The following is an 18,274-nucleotide window of genomic DNA, read 5'->3' on the forward strand; positions in this document are numbered from 1 at the left end:
TAAAGCTGCCTTTCTCCTTATCCGTTTCTGTATCAACAATAAATCACTGAATTGCGTCAGCGCCGGCCCGGGCTGCAGGTGCTGCTTTCAGCCGTATTTCCTGGCCGGAATAAATGATGCAGCCTTTTAATAACTATAATTTCCTCCACCCTAAACATTATGTATATGAAGCAAATTTTTATCAAAACGGGTAAAGTCGCTGCCGCAGTGGTTATTTTTTCTGCCGCTATACTTACAGGCTGCGAGAAAGAAGAGTTTTTAGAGGAACAGCCTCTGGCAGCATCGCAGGAAATGCAGGCAGCAGGAGCAAAGCAAAACTTTGTGCCAAACGAAGTGCTGATAAAATTTAAAGCAGGCGCTTCGGAAAAGGGCAGGGCTGCGGCACTCGCCCATATCGGCGGCCATGTAAAGGAAAAGATTTTGACAAAAATGATGGAGCGCTTCGGCGACAGGGAAGGCTGGGTGCTAGTGCATACACCTATGGCCGCGCTGGAAGCAATCGGTAAAATGAAAGGCGCCGCCGAAATAGAGTTCGCCGAGCCCAACTATATCTATCAGCATTGTGCTACATCCACAGACACCTATTACACCAAAGGCTCTTTGTGGGGTATGTATGGCAGCCGCACGAAGCCGGCTAACAAGTATGGCAGCGGGGCTGCTACGGCATGGGCAGCAGGGCACACGGGCGCGGCCTCGGTGGTGGTGGGTATCATTGATGAAGGATTTCAGTATACGCACCCGGATCTTTCCGGGCAGGTATGGACAAACCCCTATGATCCGTTTGATGGCCTGGATAACGACGGGAATGGCTACGTGGATGATGTGCATGGCTGGGACTTCGACGGCAACAACTGCGGCGTGTATGACGGCGGTACCACCGGAAACCTGGATGATCACGGCACGCATGTAGCCGGTACCATCGGCGCTAGAAGCAACGGAAGCGGCGTAGTGGGCATTAACTGGAAGGTAACCATGATTTCCTGTAAGTTCATGGGCCGCGACGGCGGCACAACGGCCAACGCGGTGAAAGCAGTAGACTACCTGACAGACCTGAAAACCCGCCATGGCATGAACATTGTGGCCAGCAACAACTCCTGGGGCGGGGGCGGCTATTCGCAGGCGCTGTACGATGCCGTAAAGCGGGCCAACAGCAAAGAAATCTTGTTTGTGGCAGCAGCAGGCAATGGCGGCAGCGACAATGCCGGTGATAACAACGACGCTGTGGCGAGCTATCCATCCGGCATCGATCTGCCGAACGTGATTGCCGTAGCGGCCATTACGTCTTCGGGCACTAAATCTTCTTTCTCAAACTATGGCGCTAAAACGGTGGATATCGGCGCGCCGGGCTCTGGTATTTACTCCACAACGGCTTACAAAACCTACTCATCTTACAGCGGTACGTCTATGGCTGCGCCACACGTAACCGGAGGTGTGGCCCTGTATGCGTCCAGGCACCCCGGCGCGACAGCCGCCACCATCAAAGCGGCCCTCATGAGCAGCGCCATTCCAACGTCTTCGCTGTCCGGCAAGTGCGTGTCCGGTGGCCGGCTGAACCTGAGCGGATTTTAAAGCAGTTTTGGCGGCAAGCCATACAAGTAATAAAAGCCGTTCCGGGTAAATCCGGGACGGCTTTTTTATGAAAGGGCAAAGGCTTTATACCTGGTTCAGGAAAGCTATAAATCCCGGTAGCCGCCTTTAAATACCTCGTTTACATGCCAGACCGTGAATTCCGGATCAGGGTAAAACGCTTTCTTTTGAGGCGGTTTGATGGACTTGCCGTGATGCTGCAGCAGCCATTCCGTTGCGCCCAGGCCATTTACCTCATCCGAAACCAGCATTCTGAGATCGGCATTTATCGTAAATGCACCCAAGTCGAATAGTTTGTGGTGGGTGGCGCAGAGGGCTAAACCATTTACTTCCACATCAGGGCCGCCAGCCTGATGCCACATAATGTGTGCAGCCTCCAGCGCCAGTATTTTATGTCTTAGCCGAACGCCAAAACCGCAAACGGCACATTGGTATTCGTAAGCTTTAAGTATACTTTCCCTGAAAAGCGGGTCCCGCTTTTTTACCTGCCTGAGAGCACTGCCGGATGAATTGGTCGTAATATCCAGGCCAACAGCATCCAGGATGTCCTGGTGCAGCGTTTCCGGGAAATTTTGCTCCAGCAGCAACTCGGCTATACTTCTGAGCTGTTCGGGGCTTTGCTTTAGCTGTTGTGTGACTTCATCCGGGAATTTGCCTTTGATATTATTATTCCGGAGCTCTCTTGGGCTTGCATCACCTGCCGAATTTATTTGGAAGGGCTTATTAAATATCCAAATCCCATCATTAGATAACCTTGTAAATGGATAAAAAGGCCGAACATTGCTCCTTGGATGCCCGAAATCAAGTAGAAGTTCCTTCAACTTTGGTTCTATACTTGTGTAAGGTATAAAACCTGTGTTTCCTCTCTGTATCTCTCCTAAAGCCAGCAACATCAGCAGCGGCTTATGCGGCGCACGTATGCCTTTGCTCTTCCAGGTGTTGATGTTTTGGAATCGGGAAAGAAGGTCTTGGTCGGGCATCAGGAAATAAATCTTTCGTTATTATGGTATTCTAAGAATTCTCTATCAGGCAAAAATTTAGAAGGTAAAATTATTTCTTTCTTATCGTATTTAAAGAAATATTCTCGCATCGTTTCTATACTCTTCTTCTGTTCTTTAAGAGAGGGAGAAATTCGAATCTTATAGTCTGGAGTAATAGTAAGAAGGCCTGTCTCAAATGCTTTGTCATGTAAAGCATTAATTGCTATTCCGTTTCTTGGATTTAGACGATTGCTTTCATCTATACCCCATGGTTTTATATGCCCTGCAATCAATAAAGAAGCATTTTGCAGACCTGTTATACAACAAGTATAATTATAAGCAGCAAGAATAGTACGCCTGAAAAAGTTTTGATTAACTCTTACCTTCACCATCTGCTCTCTCGTTTTTCCTTCTCTCGGCAACTCTGCTTCATCAATATTATTTATTACTTCAATAGTAGTATGTTCAAAAGATGCTCGTAGCTTTTCACTTTCGTAGGGCAACTTATCCCAATTTAGATAAAACTCGTTCCAGATTTCCTTATCTAACTTACTTGTATTTTGAGCCCCTTTTATTCCTCGTGCCTGCAAACTAGGATCTAGGCTGGCAAAGTTGACAAGTTTATAAGCAACAGAGCTTGGTGTTCTACCTATCAGTTGAGCTAAATGAATTACTTCAGAAGTATTTCTGTGAAGTTTCCCAAAGGAAAGCCTGCAGTATAAATTAATAGCTAAAATTAACTCTTCTCTAGTCCAAAGATTCTGACCTTGCTTCATTTTTAAGATAGAAGGCATTCATTACTGAAACAGAGCATAAGGTACTGAAATTTATATATGTCTGATGAATTCATTTCGGAAAAAGAAACCCGGTAGTTATAAAACCTCCCAGGTTTGCAAAGTACTGGGTATAACCCGACTGGATAGGCCTGTTCCGCGTATAGGGAATTAAAATCAATCTTCTGGGATAAAAGAACATCACATATGATAATTTTCTGGGTATTCGTTATAGGAGTATTATTGGGTTACATGTTTGGTCATTTTATAAAACCAAACCTCCGCCTGCGGCAGGCCATACAGGAGGCTCGGAGCACCGCTGTAGCTGCGCTGAAAGAAGAAAACAAAGGTGTGTACCGCACCATCGTTACAGAGCAGAACCAGTCGTCGGAGCTGGTAGTGGAAGTAAGGGAACTGGCCGTAACCAGCGGCGGGCAGGTAAAAGTAGATTTTCTCAGCGCTTACTATAAAAATCCGGCTTTCAGAACCAGGAAAGGAGAGGCCTTGCTGCGGGAAGTGCGCGATTTATTAGGAGATTACCTGCCTTTAACCGATATTGAATGGTACGAAAAAACAGAGCGCCACGAGAACCTCAAAAAGCATCTGGGCGCGCTGGATGATCTGCACAAGCAACAATTTGGATCGTAAAACCATGGAAGAAACTAACGCGCCGCTAACACAGGACAAAGAGCTGCAACAGCAAAGAGTTCTCGACCTCTCGAAAACCATAGATCCGGACAAACCCGAAAGCCTCACCAACTTCGGGGTGGAAACGCAACGCAAGCTGGGCTATTACTCTAACGAGTTGCTGACGAAGGTAAAAGCAAAGGACTCGGGCGATGTAGGTGCTGCCATTAACGAGCTTCTGGCCCAGATAAACATGATCAAGGTAGACGAACAGGAAAAGGGAGGCATGTTTTCCCGCCTGCCGTTCGTGAAGAAAATAAAAGACCGGTCACAGCGCATTGCCAGCCAGTATAACTCCGTTTCCGAGAATGTGGATGACGTGGTTATTAAGCTGGAAAAAACAAGGCAAGGCATCCTGAAGGATTCGACCAGCCTGGAAGTAATGTTTAAGCAGGCAGTGGAATACATCCATGAAGTGCGTGCCGTAATTGCTGCCGGTAAACTGAAGATAGAGGAAATTGATAGCGAAATGATTCCGAAGCTGCAGACCCAGGTAGAAGAAAGCGGGCAGGATGAGCTGACCGTGCAGCGCCTCAGCGACATGATAGCTTTTAAAGACCGCCTGGAGAAAAAGGTGCATGACCTGACGCTTTCCCATACCATCGCCACGCAGTCGATGCCGCAGATCCGGATGATCCAGACGACAAACGATGTGCTGGCCCAGAAGATACAGAACTCCATTGTAACTGTTATACCTGTATGGCGCCAGCAGGTGGCCATTGCACTTGGCCTGGAGAAGCAGCGCAAGGCATTGGAAATTCAGAAAAAAGTAACCGACACTACCAACGAGATGCTGCTCAAAAACGCGCAGCTGCTGAAAACCAATGTGGTAAATGCCGCCAAAGAAAACGAACGCGGCATAGTGGACGTGGACACTCTGAAAAAAGTAAACCGCGATATGGTGGAGACGCTGGATGCCGTACTGAAAATATCGGAAGAAGGAAGCAAGAAAAGGTTGGAAGCCGTGAAAGAACTGGCTGCGGTGCAGGAAGAACTAAACAGCAAGATAATCGGCACCTTCGGCAAGTCGAAACAAATTGAAATGGAATGATGGCGAACAGGAAAGAACGATATACTGCGACTTCCGGGCGCCTGCTGACCCGCGAGCAGGAAGCTATTCTGGATTTGTATATTGAAAAGCTGGACGTCAGCTTTCGAGAGCTAAAGGCAGCCGATGCAGTGCAGGTTGAAATAGAAACGGAGCATCTTAAAAAGATATTAGGTAAATGATAAAGCTTTTGCGGATGCTATTTGGGCTGAACGGGGTAACCGGCAACAGAACCGTGGCAGGCAGCCCCGACAGCATAGATGTGAAGGAACTGCCTTATCTCAGCGAATCGAACAGGCGTCTGGCCGCCTTGCAGGAACTGTATACCCGCTACAAAAACACACCGCACGCGCACAAGCTGCTGGCTGTGTATGACAAAACAAAGCGCATTCACCAGTACCTGCTGAATCAGAAAAAAGGGCACGCGCTGGAGCTCTTTCATCTGCAGCACACCGACCATTTCCTGAATACTTTTACCGCCATCATAAACGCCTACCAGCAGCAGCCCGGGGAGGAAGCAACGCCCAGAGCTGTTCCCCGGCCAAAACCGGCACGTGCGCGTAAAGCAGATGTGGTGGGTAGAACATTGGTAATAGGTCCCTTCCGGATAAACAGCAGGGAAGTACAGATGGTGTACCGGCCAGACCTGGAGACAGAAGAGGAGGATTTTACAGAAACTCCGGAAACTCCCATGGATGTAACAACACTTGAACTGCCTCAAATCTCGATTAACACGTTTGCCCGGATCGTTTACCTGAAGGAAGATAAAGCAGGCGGCCTGGCATCGAGCAACGAGATTGGTTTCACCTCAACGCAGGAGGAGAAAGAAATTTTTTTAACCTATATTGCTGACAAGTTGGGCATACAGGGCCTTGTATACGTAGGTAATGCCCTGGTGTACTTACCCGGTTCTGACCAAAACCAACCGGCAGAAATGGTGCCGGTGATACACTGGAACGGCGCCACCTATGCTTTGAGCCTGTCAGACGACCGCCTGTTTCCGGTCCGAACGTACAGGAGTAACCTTTAGGAAAAAGACTGCCGGAGGACTTCATCAGTTTCTGAATTCCTGCGTAATCATCAGCCTGCCCGGGCCTCCTTTCATCACACCTATACCAACCTTTGTAAACTGTTTATGTAAAATATTGGCCCTGTGCCCGGGCGAATTCATCAGGCCTTTATGTGCTATCGGCAGCGTAGGCGCCAGCGCTAAGTTTTCGCCTGCCGTTTTAAACCTGATACCGGCCGCTCTTATCCGGTCGGCTGCATCCTGTCCTTCCGGGGAGTAATGCGAAAAGTAGCCGCGCCTGAACATGTCGGTGCTGTGCTGCCGAGCAACGGTTCTGAGGGCAGTGTCAGCTTGCAGCGGCTCCAGCCCTTTACCGATTCGCTCCTGGTTGATCAAGGCAAGCATTCGGGCCTCCAGATCTGGCTGTGGTGTAGGATTTTCTACCGTGTAAGGGAGCGCTATGGTGGTTTCGGTTCCGGATTCAACGGCAAGATTTGTTAAGGCTTGTTCCGAGGCCTTTTCAAATACAGGTGCCAGTGCCGTTTGTATTAAATCTGTACCGGAGGTAAGGCGGCTGACCAGTTTGCTGTTTTGTACATTTGCCTGTAGGTTTTCGGGCAGGGGAAAGTAATAGAGTAACAAAGCTACAATCGCTGCTGTGATGGCGCCGTTCAGCAAGCCCGGAAGTATGCCCAGCACCTGGTTCAGCTTTCGAGCATGTATGGATACTGATAACCTGGAAAGTATAAATTTTACGAGGTAATGCAGCAGGATGCTGGCCAGCATGGTAACGATAAAAAACGATGTGGGCAGCAACCACATCTCGTTCCAGTCAACCACATTTCGCAACAGGCCAACCATGTAGGGGTAGAGGCTGAAGCCGATAAACAAGCTGCCCATCCACCTGATCAGGTCCAGTATCGCCAGGATAAAGCCACGCCTCCAGCCGGTATACACACTGGACAGAAGTATAAGGAGCAACAGGATGTCAACGAAATTGATCATACGTATGCGGCAGGAATGGTTTAAAGTATTAACGAAGTATAGAGAAGATATAGCTTGTTTGCGTCCATCAATTTGAAAATGAAAGTCTTTCGTGCTTTGTCAGGATTTCTTTTGCCCCATCACTTATCACGAAATGTACTTTGCCATCCTTTAACACAACGCATGTTACAGCTTAGGTATAAGGCCGGGGTTAATGAATTCTCCCTGGCACCAACTCTTTCAGAGGTCCAAAACTCAAAAGCCCCGCAGTATCCGGAGATCCCGCAAGGGCTTTTTAGCAAATCCATAAACTACTCAAACCAATATACCTATACACCCCGCTGATCGGTGGTGGCGTTGCGGTGCTGGATAACGCGGAAATTTTCTACCAGTTTCACTGCTTCGGGTATGTCTTCGGCAAAGAGCGTGATAAAAGAACCTTCCGGCGCATACTCCAGGGCATAGGCCAGCGCGCGGGCTTCCTGGTTTATTTCCAGGGGTTCCATTTCCGGCTTCACCATAAAAATACCTTCCTTCAGCAGGTGGTTGATTTCTTTGCCCTCACGGCCGCGTAAATCTTTGTCCTGCCGGATGATGATCTCGTCGAACACTTCGGCGGCTATGCGGCCAATAGATTTCAGATCCTCATCGCGGCGGTCGCCCACGCCTGCAATGATGCCGATTTTGTGGTGTGCGGGTGTGTGGCTGATAAAGTCTCTGATAGCCTCCATGCTGGCAGTGTTGTGGGCATAGTCGATGAGCACGTCGGCCTTGGGCAGCTTAAACAGGTTCATACGGCCCGGGGTAGTTTCAGCGGACGGAATAAAGGTGCGCAGGGCGGTCTTGATTTCATTTATCTCGATGTGCGACGTGTAGGCGGCCAGGGTAGCTGCCAGCACGTTGTAGATATTGAACCGGGCCCTGCCGCCAAAAGTAAGCGGGATGTCGCCCACCCTATCTATCCGTATCTTATAGGTATTTTTAAAAACAGAGATATAGCCGTCTTCAAGAACAGCAGCCAGCCCGCCTTTGGAAATGTGTTCGATGATGCGCGGGTTGTCTTCGCTCAGGCTGAAGTAGGCTATTTTGCAACGCAGGCCGGCGGCCATGCCGTACACCAGGTCATCGTCAGCATTCAGGATAGCATATCCGTCCTGGCATACGGTTTTGGGTATTACGGCCTTCACCCGGGCCATATCTTCCAGGGTATGAATATCGCCAAGGCCCAGGTGGTCTTCCGATACGTTCATCACCACCCCGATGTCGCATTGTTTAAAGGCCAGGCCGGAGCGCAGCATGCCGCCGCGCGCACATTCCAGCACGGCATAGTTTACAGTAGGGTCTTTCAGTACAAACTCGCTGCTGTAGGCCCCGGTGGTGTCGCCTTTGATGATGCGGCTGCCTTGGATGTAAATGCCGTCGGTGGTGGTAAAGCCCACTTTATACCCTTTAAAGTTGAGGATGTGCGAAATAAGGCGCGCAGTGGTGGTTTTACCATTGGTGCCTGTTACCGCAATGATGGGGATGCGGGAAGGGCAGCCATACGGGAACAGCATGTTGATTATCGGCTCGGCCACGTTGCGTGCCAGGCCTTCGGTAGGGGAGATATGCATCCGGAGGCCGGGCGCGGCATTTACTTCTATCACCGCGCCCCTGGTTTCGGGCAGCGGAATGGCAATGTCGCTGGCCATTACGTCTATGCCGCAAATATCAAGGCCAATAATGCCGGCAACACGCTCGGCCATCAGCACATTGTAGGGGTGCACCAGGTCGGTTACGTCGGTGGCAGTGCCGCCTGTGCTCAGATTGGCTGTTTTTTTCAGGTACAGCACTTCCCCGGCTGCCAGCACAGACAACAGCGTGAGGTTTTTTTCGCGCAGGATGCCCCTGCTGATTTTGTCTATTTTAATGTGCGTGAGCGCTTTTTCGTGGCCTACACCCCGGCGTGGATCCTTGTTTACCTGGTTTACCAGTTGCCGGATAGTGGACTTGCCATCTCCGACGATCATCGCCGGTGTGCGCCTGGCTGCCGCGATAAATTTGCCGTCTATCACCAGCAGCCTGTAGTCGAAACCCTTGATAAATTGCTCTACTATCACGGCCTCGGAGTAGCGTTGGGCTTCAGCAAAACCTTTCGTGGCATCTTTCCAGTTTTGTATGTTGATGCTGGCGCCTTTGCCCTGGTTGCCGTTCAGCGGCTTGGTTACAACAGGGTAGCCCAGCTCTTCGATGGCTTCCTCCAGTTCGCGCGTGTTGTACACTGTCAGGCCGCGCGGCACCGGTATTCCTGCTTCCTCCAGAATGCGCTTGGTTACGTTTTTATCGCCCGCGCTTTCTACGCCAAAGCAGGACGTTTTATTCGTCATCGCTGCCTGTATGTGCTTCTGGTAAATGCCGTAACCCAAATGGATGAGCCCGCTTTGCCTGTTCTGAATATAGGGAATGTTGCGGTTAACGGCTTCCTGCACAATGGCTTCCGTGCTCGGCCCGAAATATTCATCTTCCCGGATCTGGTGCAACTTGGCCACGTCCTGGATAACGCTCACGCGTTCGCCCCTGGCCAGCGCCTCCGTAATGCGCACGGCGGCCTCGGCTGCGTATTCACCTGCCCGTTCCTCCTGGTACGAAAACACCACAAAGTCTACGCCCGGTTCGGGGGCTGCATAACACCTGCCGTAGCCGCTGCTCATGCCCGCCATGGTTTGCAGTTCCAGGGCGATATGCTGCACCGCTTTGCTAAAAGTTGTTCCCTGGTTCACAAGCCTGATAAAGCCTCCTTCAGTGCCTTCAGAGGAGCGGTGCCTGTAGATGCCCGGCAAGAGCTTCTGAAGCTTTTGCCCCAGGTTGGGCACCTCGCTGGTCAGGTTGTGCCGCAGATCCTCAAGGTCCAGTTTCAGCACAATTATTTTCGGATGCTTGATAGACCAGTAATTCGGCCCGCGCATGATTTTAAGTTGGACAATTTTCATAAGTATCGTAAATACGGATTTTATAGCAACCGGTAGGGGGTATAAAGTATAAAATCAACACAAGGAGACGTTGCAGCAGCAATCTCTTTGTTATACGAAAACCAGGCGGCAACGACAGCACTGCCATACGAAATAAGCCCTATCAAACTAAAATGGGTGCTAAGTGATGGCAGGTAAGTAGTAATACGTAGATGAGCGGTCGTGCGCCAGGTTAAGAATGGCATATGTATTGGGTTCGGTTTACGGTTAAACGGCCGTCATCTTTCAGGCTTCTCCGGCAATTTAGTGCAAGGGCACCTTAGGCTCATGTAGCGCGACATCTGATCAGAGCCTATAACCTGTAAACAAAAAAGCCCCTCGGGGTGAGGGGCTTTTTTGTTTATGAATAAGTTTATTAGAAAACTTTTCAACTTTTAGCCATGCTTTTATACGGGAGCATCTGTAAGGAAGTTGCAGCAGGTATAAAAATCAGTGAAATATTTTTAAGCAGCCCACAGTGAACAACCGGAATGGGTTTTCGGGGCCTTGCGTAACCTATACCTGCTCAATTTAAAGATGCCCACACGCTGTAATTCAAAAGATATCTTCTATCCATACCTTCCGGGCAACACCGAGGCCCACGAAATTTCCTTTGCCGCCGTTTCTCAACAGGATGGCTACATTCTGGCCCTGCCGTAACTCGCTCAGGCTGATAGCCTGCCCGTCAATGCCTATAATCTGCGTGGTTGGCACCACGAGCACATACGCTCTGTCATAGCGGGTATCCGGTGAAGGGGAGCCTTCTACCTCCAGCATGACCTGTCCCTGGTTATAGCGGCTCATTATAATACTCCCCCTTATATCCACCCGCCGGGGCGCCAGGCTTCTGTTTTCTGCGGTTTCTGTGTTGGCGATACCAGCTGGTGCGGTGCTGGTCTGGCATCCGGTCATGCCCATGTTGGCCAGAAAGCAAAAGACCACCAGGCTGCACTGTATATTCTTAATTCTCATTTGTTTACCTGTTAACTCTATTTTTATAACGCGAGCAGGGCGGTGCGGGATATACTTTCCGGGCTAATTTATGGCAAAGACTGTTTAACAGGATGCCTGCAAAACAGCAGTGGCAGCCGGCGCTTTGGTGTTGGATAAGCTTACATTCCATACTTCACCTCTGAAAATATTGGGAAGCTGACGTATGGAATGTAATGCTATACATTTTATGCGAATCAGGAGTTACAATTTGAATTATATTGACTTGGATTCTTTACGAGAAAGTTTTGCGTTTTTCTGGCCAGGCAAGTATAATAAGGCTTAGTCTCTGCTGTTGCTCCTATGCTGGTGCGAGCTTGTAGCTCGTACCTTCACATCTATAGGAAAAAAGTGCGAGCTACAAGCTCGCACCAGCAAAGAAGTTACCCTTCGGCAGCAAAGGCAACCGGCCTGTCCCGAAGTACTTCGGGGTAGCTAAGCGCAACAAGGATTTTAACCCCTGGTTCGCATATTTTATACTTCAGCCAGTTTTATAGCCACTAAATATTTCATTTATAGTCAACCAAAAGGCTTTGGCTACCGGATTTCGGACCTTGTACCTGGTCACGTAGCCGGAAACATATCTGCTACCGGCACGTTGTGCTATAGAAAGTAAAAGGAACTTAAAATAAAGTATAGCTTATGCGCGAACGCCAGGTTTACCGCATGTCCAGGGCTGGTTCCATCAAAAACCTGAAACTGCTGACCGAAGATTTGGAGCAGCCCCAAGCCGGCGAAGTATGCGTAAAAGTGAAGGCTATCGGGCTCAATTTCGCGGATATCTTTGCCATGCAGGGCCTCTACAGCGCCACCCCTGCGGGCTCCTTTATACCCGGGCTGGAATTCTCCGGAGAGATTATAGCCATAGGCGAGGCGGTGGAAGAATGGAAAGTGGGCGACAAAGTAATGGGAGCGACGAAGTTTGGCGGCTATGGTTCGCACATCAACATCCACCACCGCTACGTTATCCCCCTACCCGAGGAATGGAGCTTTGAGGAAGGAGCAGGTTTCCTGGTGCAGGGGCTCACTGCCTATTATGCCCTCACAGAACTGGGCAACCTGCAACGCGGCATGACGGTGCTGATTCATAGTGCGGCAGGCGGTGTGGGTATTCTGGCCAACCGCATCTGCAAAAAGTATGGCGCTTATACCATCGGCAGTGTGGGCCGGGCAAACAAAGTCAGTTTTCTGCTTGCACAGGAAGCCTATGATGAAGTCATTCTCCGGGACAATGATTTTTATGAGAAACTGGTAAGTGCCCTCGACGGCCGTCCGCTGCGCCTGGTTATGGAATGTATCGGCGGTAAAATCCTGATGCAGGGCTGGAAAGCAATGGCCCCGATGGGACGGATGATAGTATATGGCAATGCCAGTTTTTCGAGCCATGGTGCCAAACCTGACTATCCCGCTCTCCTCTGGAAATACTTTAAGCGCCCTAAAATAGATCCGCTGCGCCTGCCCACCCAGAACAAGTCGCTTATGGGCTTTAACCTCATCTACCTCTACGAGCAAACGGACATGATGCACCGCATGCTTGGCGAACTACAGGCGCTCCAACTGAGGCCGCAGCATATCGGACAGATTTACAAATTTGAAGAAATGCAGGAAGCCATTCACCTGTTTCAGCAAGGAAAAACAATAGGAAAGGTGGTGGTAAAGATAGGGGAATAGTAACCTTTCGCTTGCCTGAAGTGAAACTTATAGCATAAATAATTCTCACCTTTTCCTCAACCAGACCTGTCCCTACAACCTGCGCTTAGCCCGCCGTGTATCTGAATAAAGGTTGTATTTTAGCCGGTATATTCCTTATTTTAGGCGAACGAACTTTTTTTCTATGGATCAATTCCTGAGTTGCGACTGGGGTACTTCATCTTTTCGGCTATGGTTGGTGCGGACAGAAAATGCGGAGATACTGGCCACAAAGAAGTCCTCCAAAGGAATTGCTGCCACTTTTAACAGCCTGGGTGAAAGGGAAAAGAACAACCCGGAAGAGCGGTTACTTTTCTACTTACGGATAATCGGGGAGGCTATAGATGAAATACAGCAGGAGCAGGGTATATCCCTGGCCGGTGTTCCACTTGTCATTTCAGGCATGGCTTCCTCCTCCATCGGCATGGCCGAACTCCCCTACAACTCTCTCCCTTTTGGTGTGGATGGTAAGAATATAGAAACAGCTTGTTTTGAGGCAAACGCTGCCTTTGCTCATCCGGTGCTGCTGATTTCAGGGGTTAAGAGCAACGATGACGTGATGCGGGGCGAGGAAACGCAATTGGTAGGCATCATAGCTGATAGCGGAGCGGCGGATGTGAATGGGATCTATATTTTTCCGGGAACGCATTCCAAGCATATAAAGGTGAAGGACGGGCAGGTAACCGGCTTCAAAACCTATATGACCGGGGAAATTTTTGATCTGCTGTGCAGGGAAAGCATCCTGAAAGGGGGAATAAAAAAGAATGAGGATCTGCACCATCCCAACTGCCTGCAGCGCTTTAAAGAAGGCGTAAGGGATGCCATAGACACCAACTTACTACACCAGGCTTTCCGTGTCAGGACAAACGATTTGTTCGGAAAGCTCTCCAAAAAAGAAAACTTTCACTACCTGAGCGGACTGCTGTTAGGGGCTGAATTGGAAAGCCTGTCGTCCGCAGCTGATCTACCGGTATATGTTTGCAGCGAATCCCATCTGCAGTTCAGGTACGAAACAGCCCTGGATGTTTTGGGGATAAAAAACAATGCGCATGTCTTTCCTGCCGGTTGGGCGGAGGAGGCCGTTGTACGCGGGCAGTTAAAAATATACAGCCACTTTAATCGTAATGTATGAATTCGTCTTTCTCCTGGGAGGCCTTTGAGAAGATGCCGGTGGTGGGCATCTTAAGAAATGTGCCGCCACAGCACATGCAAAAGCTGTTTACCGTTTACCGTGATGCAGGCTTCACCACCATTGAAGTCACCATGAATTCAACGGGGGCTGCAGAAACCATCTCCTCGCTGGTGAAGATGTTCGGTGAGCGGCTGAACATCGGGGCGGGCACCGTCTGTACGCTGGCAGATCTGGATAAAGCGCTTCAGGCCGGGGCGCAGTTCGTGGTAACGCCTATCGTGAAGAAAGATGTCATCAAAGCATGTATCAGAAGCGGTGTGCCGGTGTTTGCGGGAGCTTTTACGCCAACGGAGATATACAGGGCCTGGATCCTGGGGGCAAGTATGGTCAAAGTTTTTCCGGCCGGCCAGTTCGGACCCGCCTATATAAAAGAGGTGCTCGCTCCCCTCAACCATATCAAACTATTGCCGACCGGCGGCATTACGCAGGAAAATTTTACAGAATTTCTAAAGGCAGGCGCGAAGGGGCTCGGCATGGGAAGCCACCTTATTCCCAGAGCGCTAATTGAAAACGAACAATGGGAACAGTTGGAAAGCCATCTTTCCGGCTTTGCGGAAAAGTACCGCCACTTTATGCAGCAGATGAACTGACCAGGGCAGCAGGTACGGGGAAATATTGCAGCATCTTAACTTTTCTTCAATCCTAAAAACAAAAGGGATCTTTTCAACCCTGTTTAACCGTGTTCTTCTAAGTAGCTGTACAATAATAGTTTTAAGTATAAACAGATGCTGTCATTCTGCAAGTATAAATCCCGGACTTGATTCGGGGAATCTTGTTGGTGAGCGTCAGTAAGGCTTATAAAGCGGATATAAAGCTTGTTAATAAATTCTCCTGTAGCAAGGTGCTGGATTTATACTTGCAGGATGAAAAATATGGGAAGTTCATTCTACCCTGATACATATAAAAATAAAACTATCGGATGAGAATCATAAACTATGAATTGTTTCAGGTGCCACCGCGCTGGCTGTTTCTGAAGATTGAGACAGACGAGGGGATTACCGGCTGGGGCGAGCCTGTGATTGAAGGAAAAGCGGCCACTGTAAAGGCGGCCGTGGACGAATTGATGGAATACCTGGTAGGGAAGGACCCCATGCACATAGAGGACCACTGGAACGTAATGTACCGGGCAGGCTTTTACCGGGGCGGCCCGATTCTGATGAGTGCGATTGCTGGCATAGACCAGGCGCTGTGGGATATAAAAGGGAAATTTTTCGGTGCGCCTATATACCAACTGCTCGGGGGCAAGGCCCGGGATACGATGAAAGTCTATTCCTGGATAGGGGGAGACCGTCCGGCAGACGTGGGCGTTGCAGCGCAGGAGATGGTTGCCAAAGGCTTCACGGCCCTTAAAATGAATGCCACCGAAGAACTGCAGTACGTGGACTCTTATGATAAGGTAGACCATGCCGTTGCCCGCATTGCGGCCGTCCGGGAGGCAGTTGGACCGGGTGTCGGAATAGGCATTGATTTCCACGGCCGGGTACACAAGCCAATGGCTAAAATACTGGCGAAGGCGCTCGAGCCGTACCGCCCCATGTTTATTGAGGAAGCGGTGCTGCCGGAGAACAACGAGGCACTTCGGGAGATAGCCAATCATGTTGCCATTCCCATCGCTACCGGCGAACGGATGTTCTCGAAGTGGCAGTTTAAAACGCTTCTGAAGGAAGGCTACGTCGACATCATCCAACCCGATTTGTCGCATGCCGGCGGCATTACCGAGTGCAAGAAAATCTTTTCGATGGCAGAGGCTTTCGATGTGGCGGTGGCGCCGCACTGCCCGTTGGGTCCTATTGCCTTGGCCGCCTGTCTGCAGGTAGACGCCACCTGCCACAATGCCTTCATCCAGGAGCAGAGCCTGGGCATCCATTACAACCAGGGCAGCGACCTGCTGGATTATATCGTAGACCCCGGCGTTTTTGCCTACCGGGAAGGCTACGTACAGATACCGGAAGGTCCGGGACTTGGTATAGAAGTAAACGAGACGCATGTCAGGGAGATGGCCAAAATCGGCCACAACTGGAGAAATCCAGTTTGGAGGCACCCTGACGGCAGCATAGCAGAATGGTAATATGATGAGCGAAACAACCTACCTCTTACTAATTACCATTTCTTCCATCGTGCTGCTGCTGGTGCTGGTCATGCGCCTGAAGATACATGCTTTTGTGGCGCTGCTGCTGGCAAGTACCTTTGTAGGGCTGGCGGCGGGCATGCCTTTCATGGAGCTGATCGAGAGCCTGCAGGAAGGGATGGGCAACATACTGGGCTTCATTGCGATTGTTGTGGGGCTCGGGGCCATACTGGGGAAACTGCTGGAAGTTTCCGGGGGCGCCGAAATCCTGGCGCAGCACATCATCGGAGCCTTTGGCGAACGGCGAACCCACTGGGCCCTTATGCTCACCGGCTTTATTGTATCAATTCCGGTGTTTCTGGATGTGGGCTTTATCATCCTCGTCCCCATTGTGTATGCGCTGGCTAAAAGGTCGGGCCGCTCGCTCCTGCATTTTGCCATCCCGCTGCTGGCCGGAATGGCAGTAACCCATTCCTTTATTCCCCCGACACCCGGCCCGGTGGCTGTGGCTGAAATCCTGAACGCCCCCCTGGGCTGGATGATTGGGCTGGGCATAGTGGTGGGGCTGCCCGCGGCAGCTTTAGCGGGACCTGTTTTCGGCAAGTACATCAGCAGGAAGATCATGGTGGGGCCGCCGGATTTTGTGGAGTTCAGCGAAGAGAAAGTCTTATCGAGCCGGAGCGATTTCCTGATGATTCTGTTCATCATCATCCTGCCGCTATTTCTCATCCTGATTGCCACTTCCCTCGATATGGTGGTAGGCTTGGGAGAATTGTCGGGCGAGAATTACTGGGTAAGCCTGTTTCAGTTTTTAGGGCATCCTTTTGCGGCGCTCACCATCGCCACCCTGGTGGCCGCTTACTTTCTAGGAATCAGGAAAGGATATAATGCCAGCCAGCTCCTGGAGTTTTCGGATAAAGCTCTGACGCCTGCTGGCCTGATCATCCTGATAACGGGAGCCGGCGGCATGTATAAGCAGATACTGGTAGACAGTGGAGCAGGGGAGGCGCTGGCGCAGTTGTTCATCACCTACAATGTAGCGCCGCTCTTCATGGCCTATATACTAGCCGTAATCATCCGGATTATCCAGGGATCAGCTACGGTGGCGATGATTACGTCCGCAGGGATGATGGCTCCCATCATTGTGGAGTTGCAAATCTCAGATCCCATGAAAGCCCTTATTTGCCTGGCCATTGCTGCAGGGGCCACCATCCTGTCGCACGTAAACGACAGCGGCTTCTGGCTGGTGAAAAAGTACCTGGGGCTGACGGAGAAAGAAACCCTGCAATCCTGGACAGTAATGGAAACCATTATATCGGTAACGGCTTTTATCTTTATTCTGATGGTTTCTCTGGTAGTGAAGTAAAACAGGTCGGGTTTCAAACAGCTCTATGCCGCGCTCATTTCATACCTTTATACCTGGCCTCAGCCTGTTCTAACTGCTGTTAAGGTCTATAAACAAAAGAGCCCCTCGGGATGAGGGGCTCTTTTGTTTATGATAAGTTTATAGAAAACTTTTCAACTTTTAGCCATTCTCCTATACGGGAGCATCTACCAGGAAGTTGTGGCAAGTATAAAAAATAAAAATTTTAGGGACGCTCTGCTATGGGATTCCGGCCGGCTAAAGCGGTCTGTAAACCGGTGCAATTAAGGCCACCTTAACCAGGCCGACTGGTGTCGCAGCCATACTTTCCGCCCACTATCTGCACCTTCCTGAGCCAGCCACATATCATTATACATGTTCAAATCTTGGGCTTATTCGCATTTGCTCTTTAGACTTGTCTGGCAGAGCATGTAACTCATTCTTGTACAAAGGATTAAAAGTTACTTTTTGACATTTTGGAATTTAGTTTGGTGCCATTTAAGTGCTCCCAAACTCTTGCAAAGGATAAATATTGCTATAGAAGATAAATTTGTAGTAAAATCATCATGTTACTTCTTGAGATAATTCTTCTTTTTTAATGCATTATAGGTTCAGTAACCTTATATACCAATAAGTACCTGTACAAAATTGGTTTGAAGTACAAACTGATTCATACATTCTGAAAGTTGAAAATCCGCTAACAGGATTCCCGAAACCTGTTAGCGGATGTCAGAAGGCTTATGAAGCGGACATAAAGCTCGCTGACAAGCTTTCTTGTAACAAGGGCGTAATTGATACTTGCAGCAGGATAATAATAGCCTAAGTTAATGCTGTCCGGATACTTATAAAAGGAATTTCATAACGCATACCTGCAGCTTGCTAAAGCTATTTAACAGCATAATGCTTCAGTTTCAGGC

At 49.6% G+C, this 18,274-nt stretch carries 15 protein-coding genes; 10 read left to right on the top strand and 5 right to left on the bottom strand.

What is annotated here, in order from left to right; genetic code table 11:
* Positions 1-165: 165 nt before the first annotated feature.
* Positions 166-1,569, top strand: a complete 1,404-nt coding sequence (locus I2I11_RS15555; RefSeq protein WP_196268655.1) for a S8 family peptidase — start codon at positions 166-168, stop codon at positions 1,567-1,569.
* Positions 1,570-1,673: 104 nt separating this feature from the next.
* Here the strand turns inward: I2I11_RS15555 and I2I11_RS15560 are convergent, their stop codons facing one another.
* Both I2I11_RS15560 and I2I11_RS15565 read right to left on the bottom strand, forming a co-directional pair.
* Positions 1,674-2,567: a phosphorothioated DNA-binding restriction endonuclease gene (locus I2I11_RS15560; protein WP_196268656.1), complete on the bottom strand. Its 894-nt coding sequence runs from the start codon at positions 2,565-2,567 to the stop codon at positions 1,674-1,676.
* On the bottom strand, positions 2,567-3,343 hold the full coding sequence (locus tag I2I11_RS15565) for an HNH endonuclease (protein WP_196268657.1): 777 nt from the start codon (positions 3,341-3,343) through the stop codon (positions 2,567-2,569). The genes I2I11_RS15560 and I2I11_RS15565 overlap by 1 nt, the downstream gene beginning before the upstream one ends.
* A gap of 204 nt (positions 3,344-3,547) precedes the next feature.
* Between I2I11_RS15565 and I2I11_RS15570 the strand changes: the two genes are divergently transcribed.
* From I2I11_RS15570 to I2I11_RS15585, 4 genes are read left to right on the top strand one after another with little or no spacing between them, the layout of a single operon-like run.
* Positions 3,548-3,988, top strand: coding sequence for a hypothetical protein (locus tag I2I11_RS15570; protein ID WP_196268658.1), 441 nt, complete (start codon positions 3,548-3,550; stop codon positions 3,986-3,988).
* A gap of 4 nt (positions 3,989-3,992) precedes the next feature.
* Positions 3,993-5,078, top strand: a complete 1,086-nt coding sequence (locus I2I11_RS15575) for a toxic anion resistance protein (protein WP_196268659.1) — start codon at positions 3,993-3,995, stop codon at positions 5,076-5,078.
* Positions 5,075-5,257 carry a hypothetical protein gene (locus I2I11_RS15580; RefSeq protein WP_196268660.1) on the top strand — a complete coding sequence of 61 codons (183 nt, stop codon included), beginning with the start codon at positions 5,075-5,077 and terminating at the stop codon, positions 5,255-5,257. Before I2I11_RS15575 ends, I2I11_RS15580 begins: the two co-directional genes overlap by 4 nt.
* Positions 5,254-6,105 (top strand): hypothetical protein, encoded by an 852-nt coding sequence (locus I2I11_RS15585; protein ID WP_196268661.1) that lies wholly within the window; start codon positions 5,254-5,256, stop codon positions 6,103-6,105. The genes I2I11_RS15580 and I2I11_RS15585 overlap by 4 nt, the downstream gene beginning before the upstream one ends.
* Before the next feature lie 24 nt (positions 6,106-6,129).
* Here the strand turns inward: I2I11_RS15585 and I2I11_RS15590 are convergent, their stop codons facing one another.
* From I2I11_RS15590 to I2I11_RS15600, 3 genes are all read right to left on the bottom strand, one after another.
* On the bottom strand, positions 6,130-7,089 hold the full coding sequence (locus I2I11_RS15590; protein ID WP_230680337.1) for a CvpA family protein: 960 nt from the start codon (positions 7,087-7,089) through the stop codon (positions 6,130-6,132).
* Between the two features lie 308 nt (positions 7,090-7,397).
* Positions 7,398-10,037 (bottom strand): cyanophycin synthetase, encoded by a 2,640-nt coding sequence (gene cphA, locus I2I11_RS15595; RefSeq protein ID WP_196268662.1) that lies wholly within the window; start codon positions 10,035-10,037, stop codon positions 7,398-7,400.
* A 573-nt stretch (positions 10,038-10,610) separates the two neighbouring features.
* Positions 10,611-11,027, bottom strand: a complete 417-nt coding sequence (locus I2I11_RS15600) for a hypothetical protein (RefSeq protein WP_196268663.1) — start codon at positions 11,025-11,027, stop codon at positions 10,611-10,613.
* 660 nt (positions 11,028-11,687) lie between these two features.
* Between I2I11_RS15600 and I2I11_RS15605 the strand changes: the two genes are divergently transcribed.
* The 5 genes from I2I11_RS15605 (at position 11,688) to I2I11_RS15625 (ending at position 17,360) form a co-directional block, all read left to right on the top strand.
* Positions 11,688-12,716 carry an alcohol dehydrogenase catalytic domain-containing protein gene (locus tag I2I11_RS15605; RefSeq protein WP_196268664.1) on the top strand — a complete coding sequence of 343 codons (1,029 nt, stop codon included), beginning with the start codon at positions 11,688-11,690 and terminating at the stop codon, positions 12,714-12,716.
* Between the two features lie 163 nt (positions 12,717-12,879).
* On the top strand, positions 12,880-13,866 hold the full coding sequence (locus I2I11_RS15610) for a 2-dehydro-3-deoxygalactonokinase (protein ID WP_196268665.1): 987 nt from the start codon (positions 12,880-12,882) through the stop codon (positions 13,864-13,866).
* Entirely contained in the window at positions 13,863-14,516 is a 654-nt protein-coding gene (locus tag I2I11_RS15615; protein WP_196268666.1) for a bifunctional 4-hydroxy-2-oxoglutarate aldolase/2-dehydro-3-deoxy-phosphogluconate aldolase, read from the top strand. The genes I2I11_RS15610 and I2I11_RS15615 overlap by 4 nt, the downstream gene beginning before the upstream one ends.
* Positions 14,517-14,845: 329 nt before the next feature.
* Positions 14,846-15,994, top strand: a complete 1,149-nt coding sequence (gene dgoD / locus I2I11_RS15620) for a galactonate dehydratase (protein WP_196268667.1) — start codon at positions 14,846-14,848, stop codon at positions 15,992-15,994.
* A 1-nt stretch (position 15,995) separates the two neighbouring features.
* Complete coding sequence (locus I2I11_RS15625; protein ID WP_230680338.1) at positions 15,996-17,360, top strand: GntP family permease; 1,365 nt, start codon at positions 15,996-15,998, stop codon at positions 17,358-17,360.
* Positions 17,361-18,274: the final 914 nt, after the last annotated feature.

The sequence above is a fragment of the Pontibacter rufus genome (genome assembly GCF_015694705.1).
GTDB lineage: Bacteria > Bacteroidota > Bacteroidia > Cytophagales > Hymenobacteraceae > Pontibacter > Pontibacter rufus.

Coding starts and splice junctions, on each gene's coding strand:
- I2I11_RS15555 (WP_196268655.1), top strand. CDS start 166: ATGAAGCAAATTTTTATCAAAACGGGTAAAGTCGCTGCCGCAGTGGTT.
- I2I11_RS15560 (WP_196268656.1), bottom strand. CDS start 2,567: ATGCCCGACCAAGACCTTCTTTCCCGATTCCAAAACATCAACACCTGG.
- I2I11_RS15565 (WP_196268657.1), bottom strand. CDS start 3,343: ATGAAGCAAGGTCAGAATCTTTGGACTAGAGAAGAGTTAATTTTAGCT.
- I2I11_RS15570 (WP_196268658.1), top strand. CDS start 3,548: ATGATAATTTTCTGGGTATTCGTTATAGGAGTATTATTGGGTTACATG.
- I2I11_RS15575 (WP_196268659.1), top strand. CDS start 3,993: ATGGAAGAAACTAACGCGCCGCTAACACAGGACAAAGAGCTGCAACAG.
- I2I11_RS15580 (WP_196268660.1), top strand. CDS start 5,075: ATGATGGCGAACAGGAAAGAACGATATACTGCGACTTCCGGGCGCCTG.
- I2I11_RS15585 (WP_196268661.1), top strand. CDS start 5,254: ATGATAAAGCTTTTGCGGATGCTATTTGGGCTGAACGGGGTAACCGGC.
- I2I11_RS15590 (WP_230680337.1), bottom strand. CDS start 7,089: ATGATCAATTTCGTTGACATCCTGTTGCTCCTTATACTTCTGTCCAGT.
- cphA (WP_196268662.1), bottom strand. CDS start 10,037: ATGAAAATTGTCCAACTTAAAATCATGCGCGGGCCGAATTACTGGTCT.
- I2I11_RS15600 (WP_196268663.1), bottom strand. CDS start 11,027: ATGAGAATTAAGAATATACAGTGCAGCCTGGTGGTCTTTTGCTTTCTG.
- I2I11_RS15605 (WP_196268664.1), top strand. CDS start 11,688: ATGCGCGAACGCCAGGTTTACCGCATGTCCAGGGCTGGTTCCATCAAA.
- I2I11_RS15610 (WP_196268665.1), top strand. CDS start 12,880: ATGGATCAATTCCTGAGTTGCGACTGGGGTACTTCATCTTTTCGGCTA.
- I2I11_RS15615 (WP_196268666.1), top strand. CDS start 13,863: ATGAATTCGTCTTTCTCCTGGGAGGCCTTTGAGAAGATGCCGGTGGTG.
- dgoD (WP_196268667.1), top strand. CDS start 14,846: ATGAGAATCATAAACTATGAATTGTTTCAGGTGCCACCGCGCTGGCTG.
- I2I11_RS15625 (WP_230680338.1), top strand. CDS start 15,996: ATGATGAGCGAAACAACCTACCTCTTACTAATTACCATTTCTTCCATC.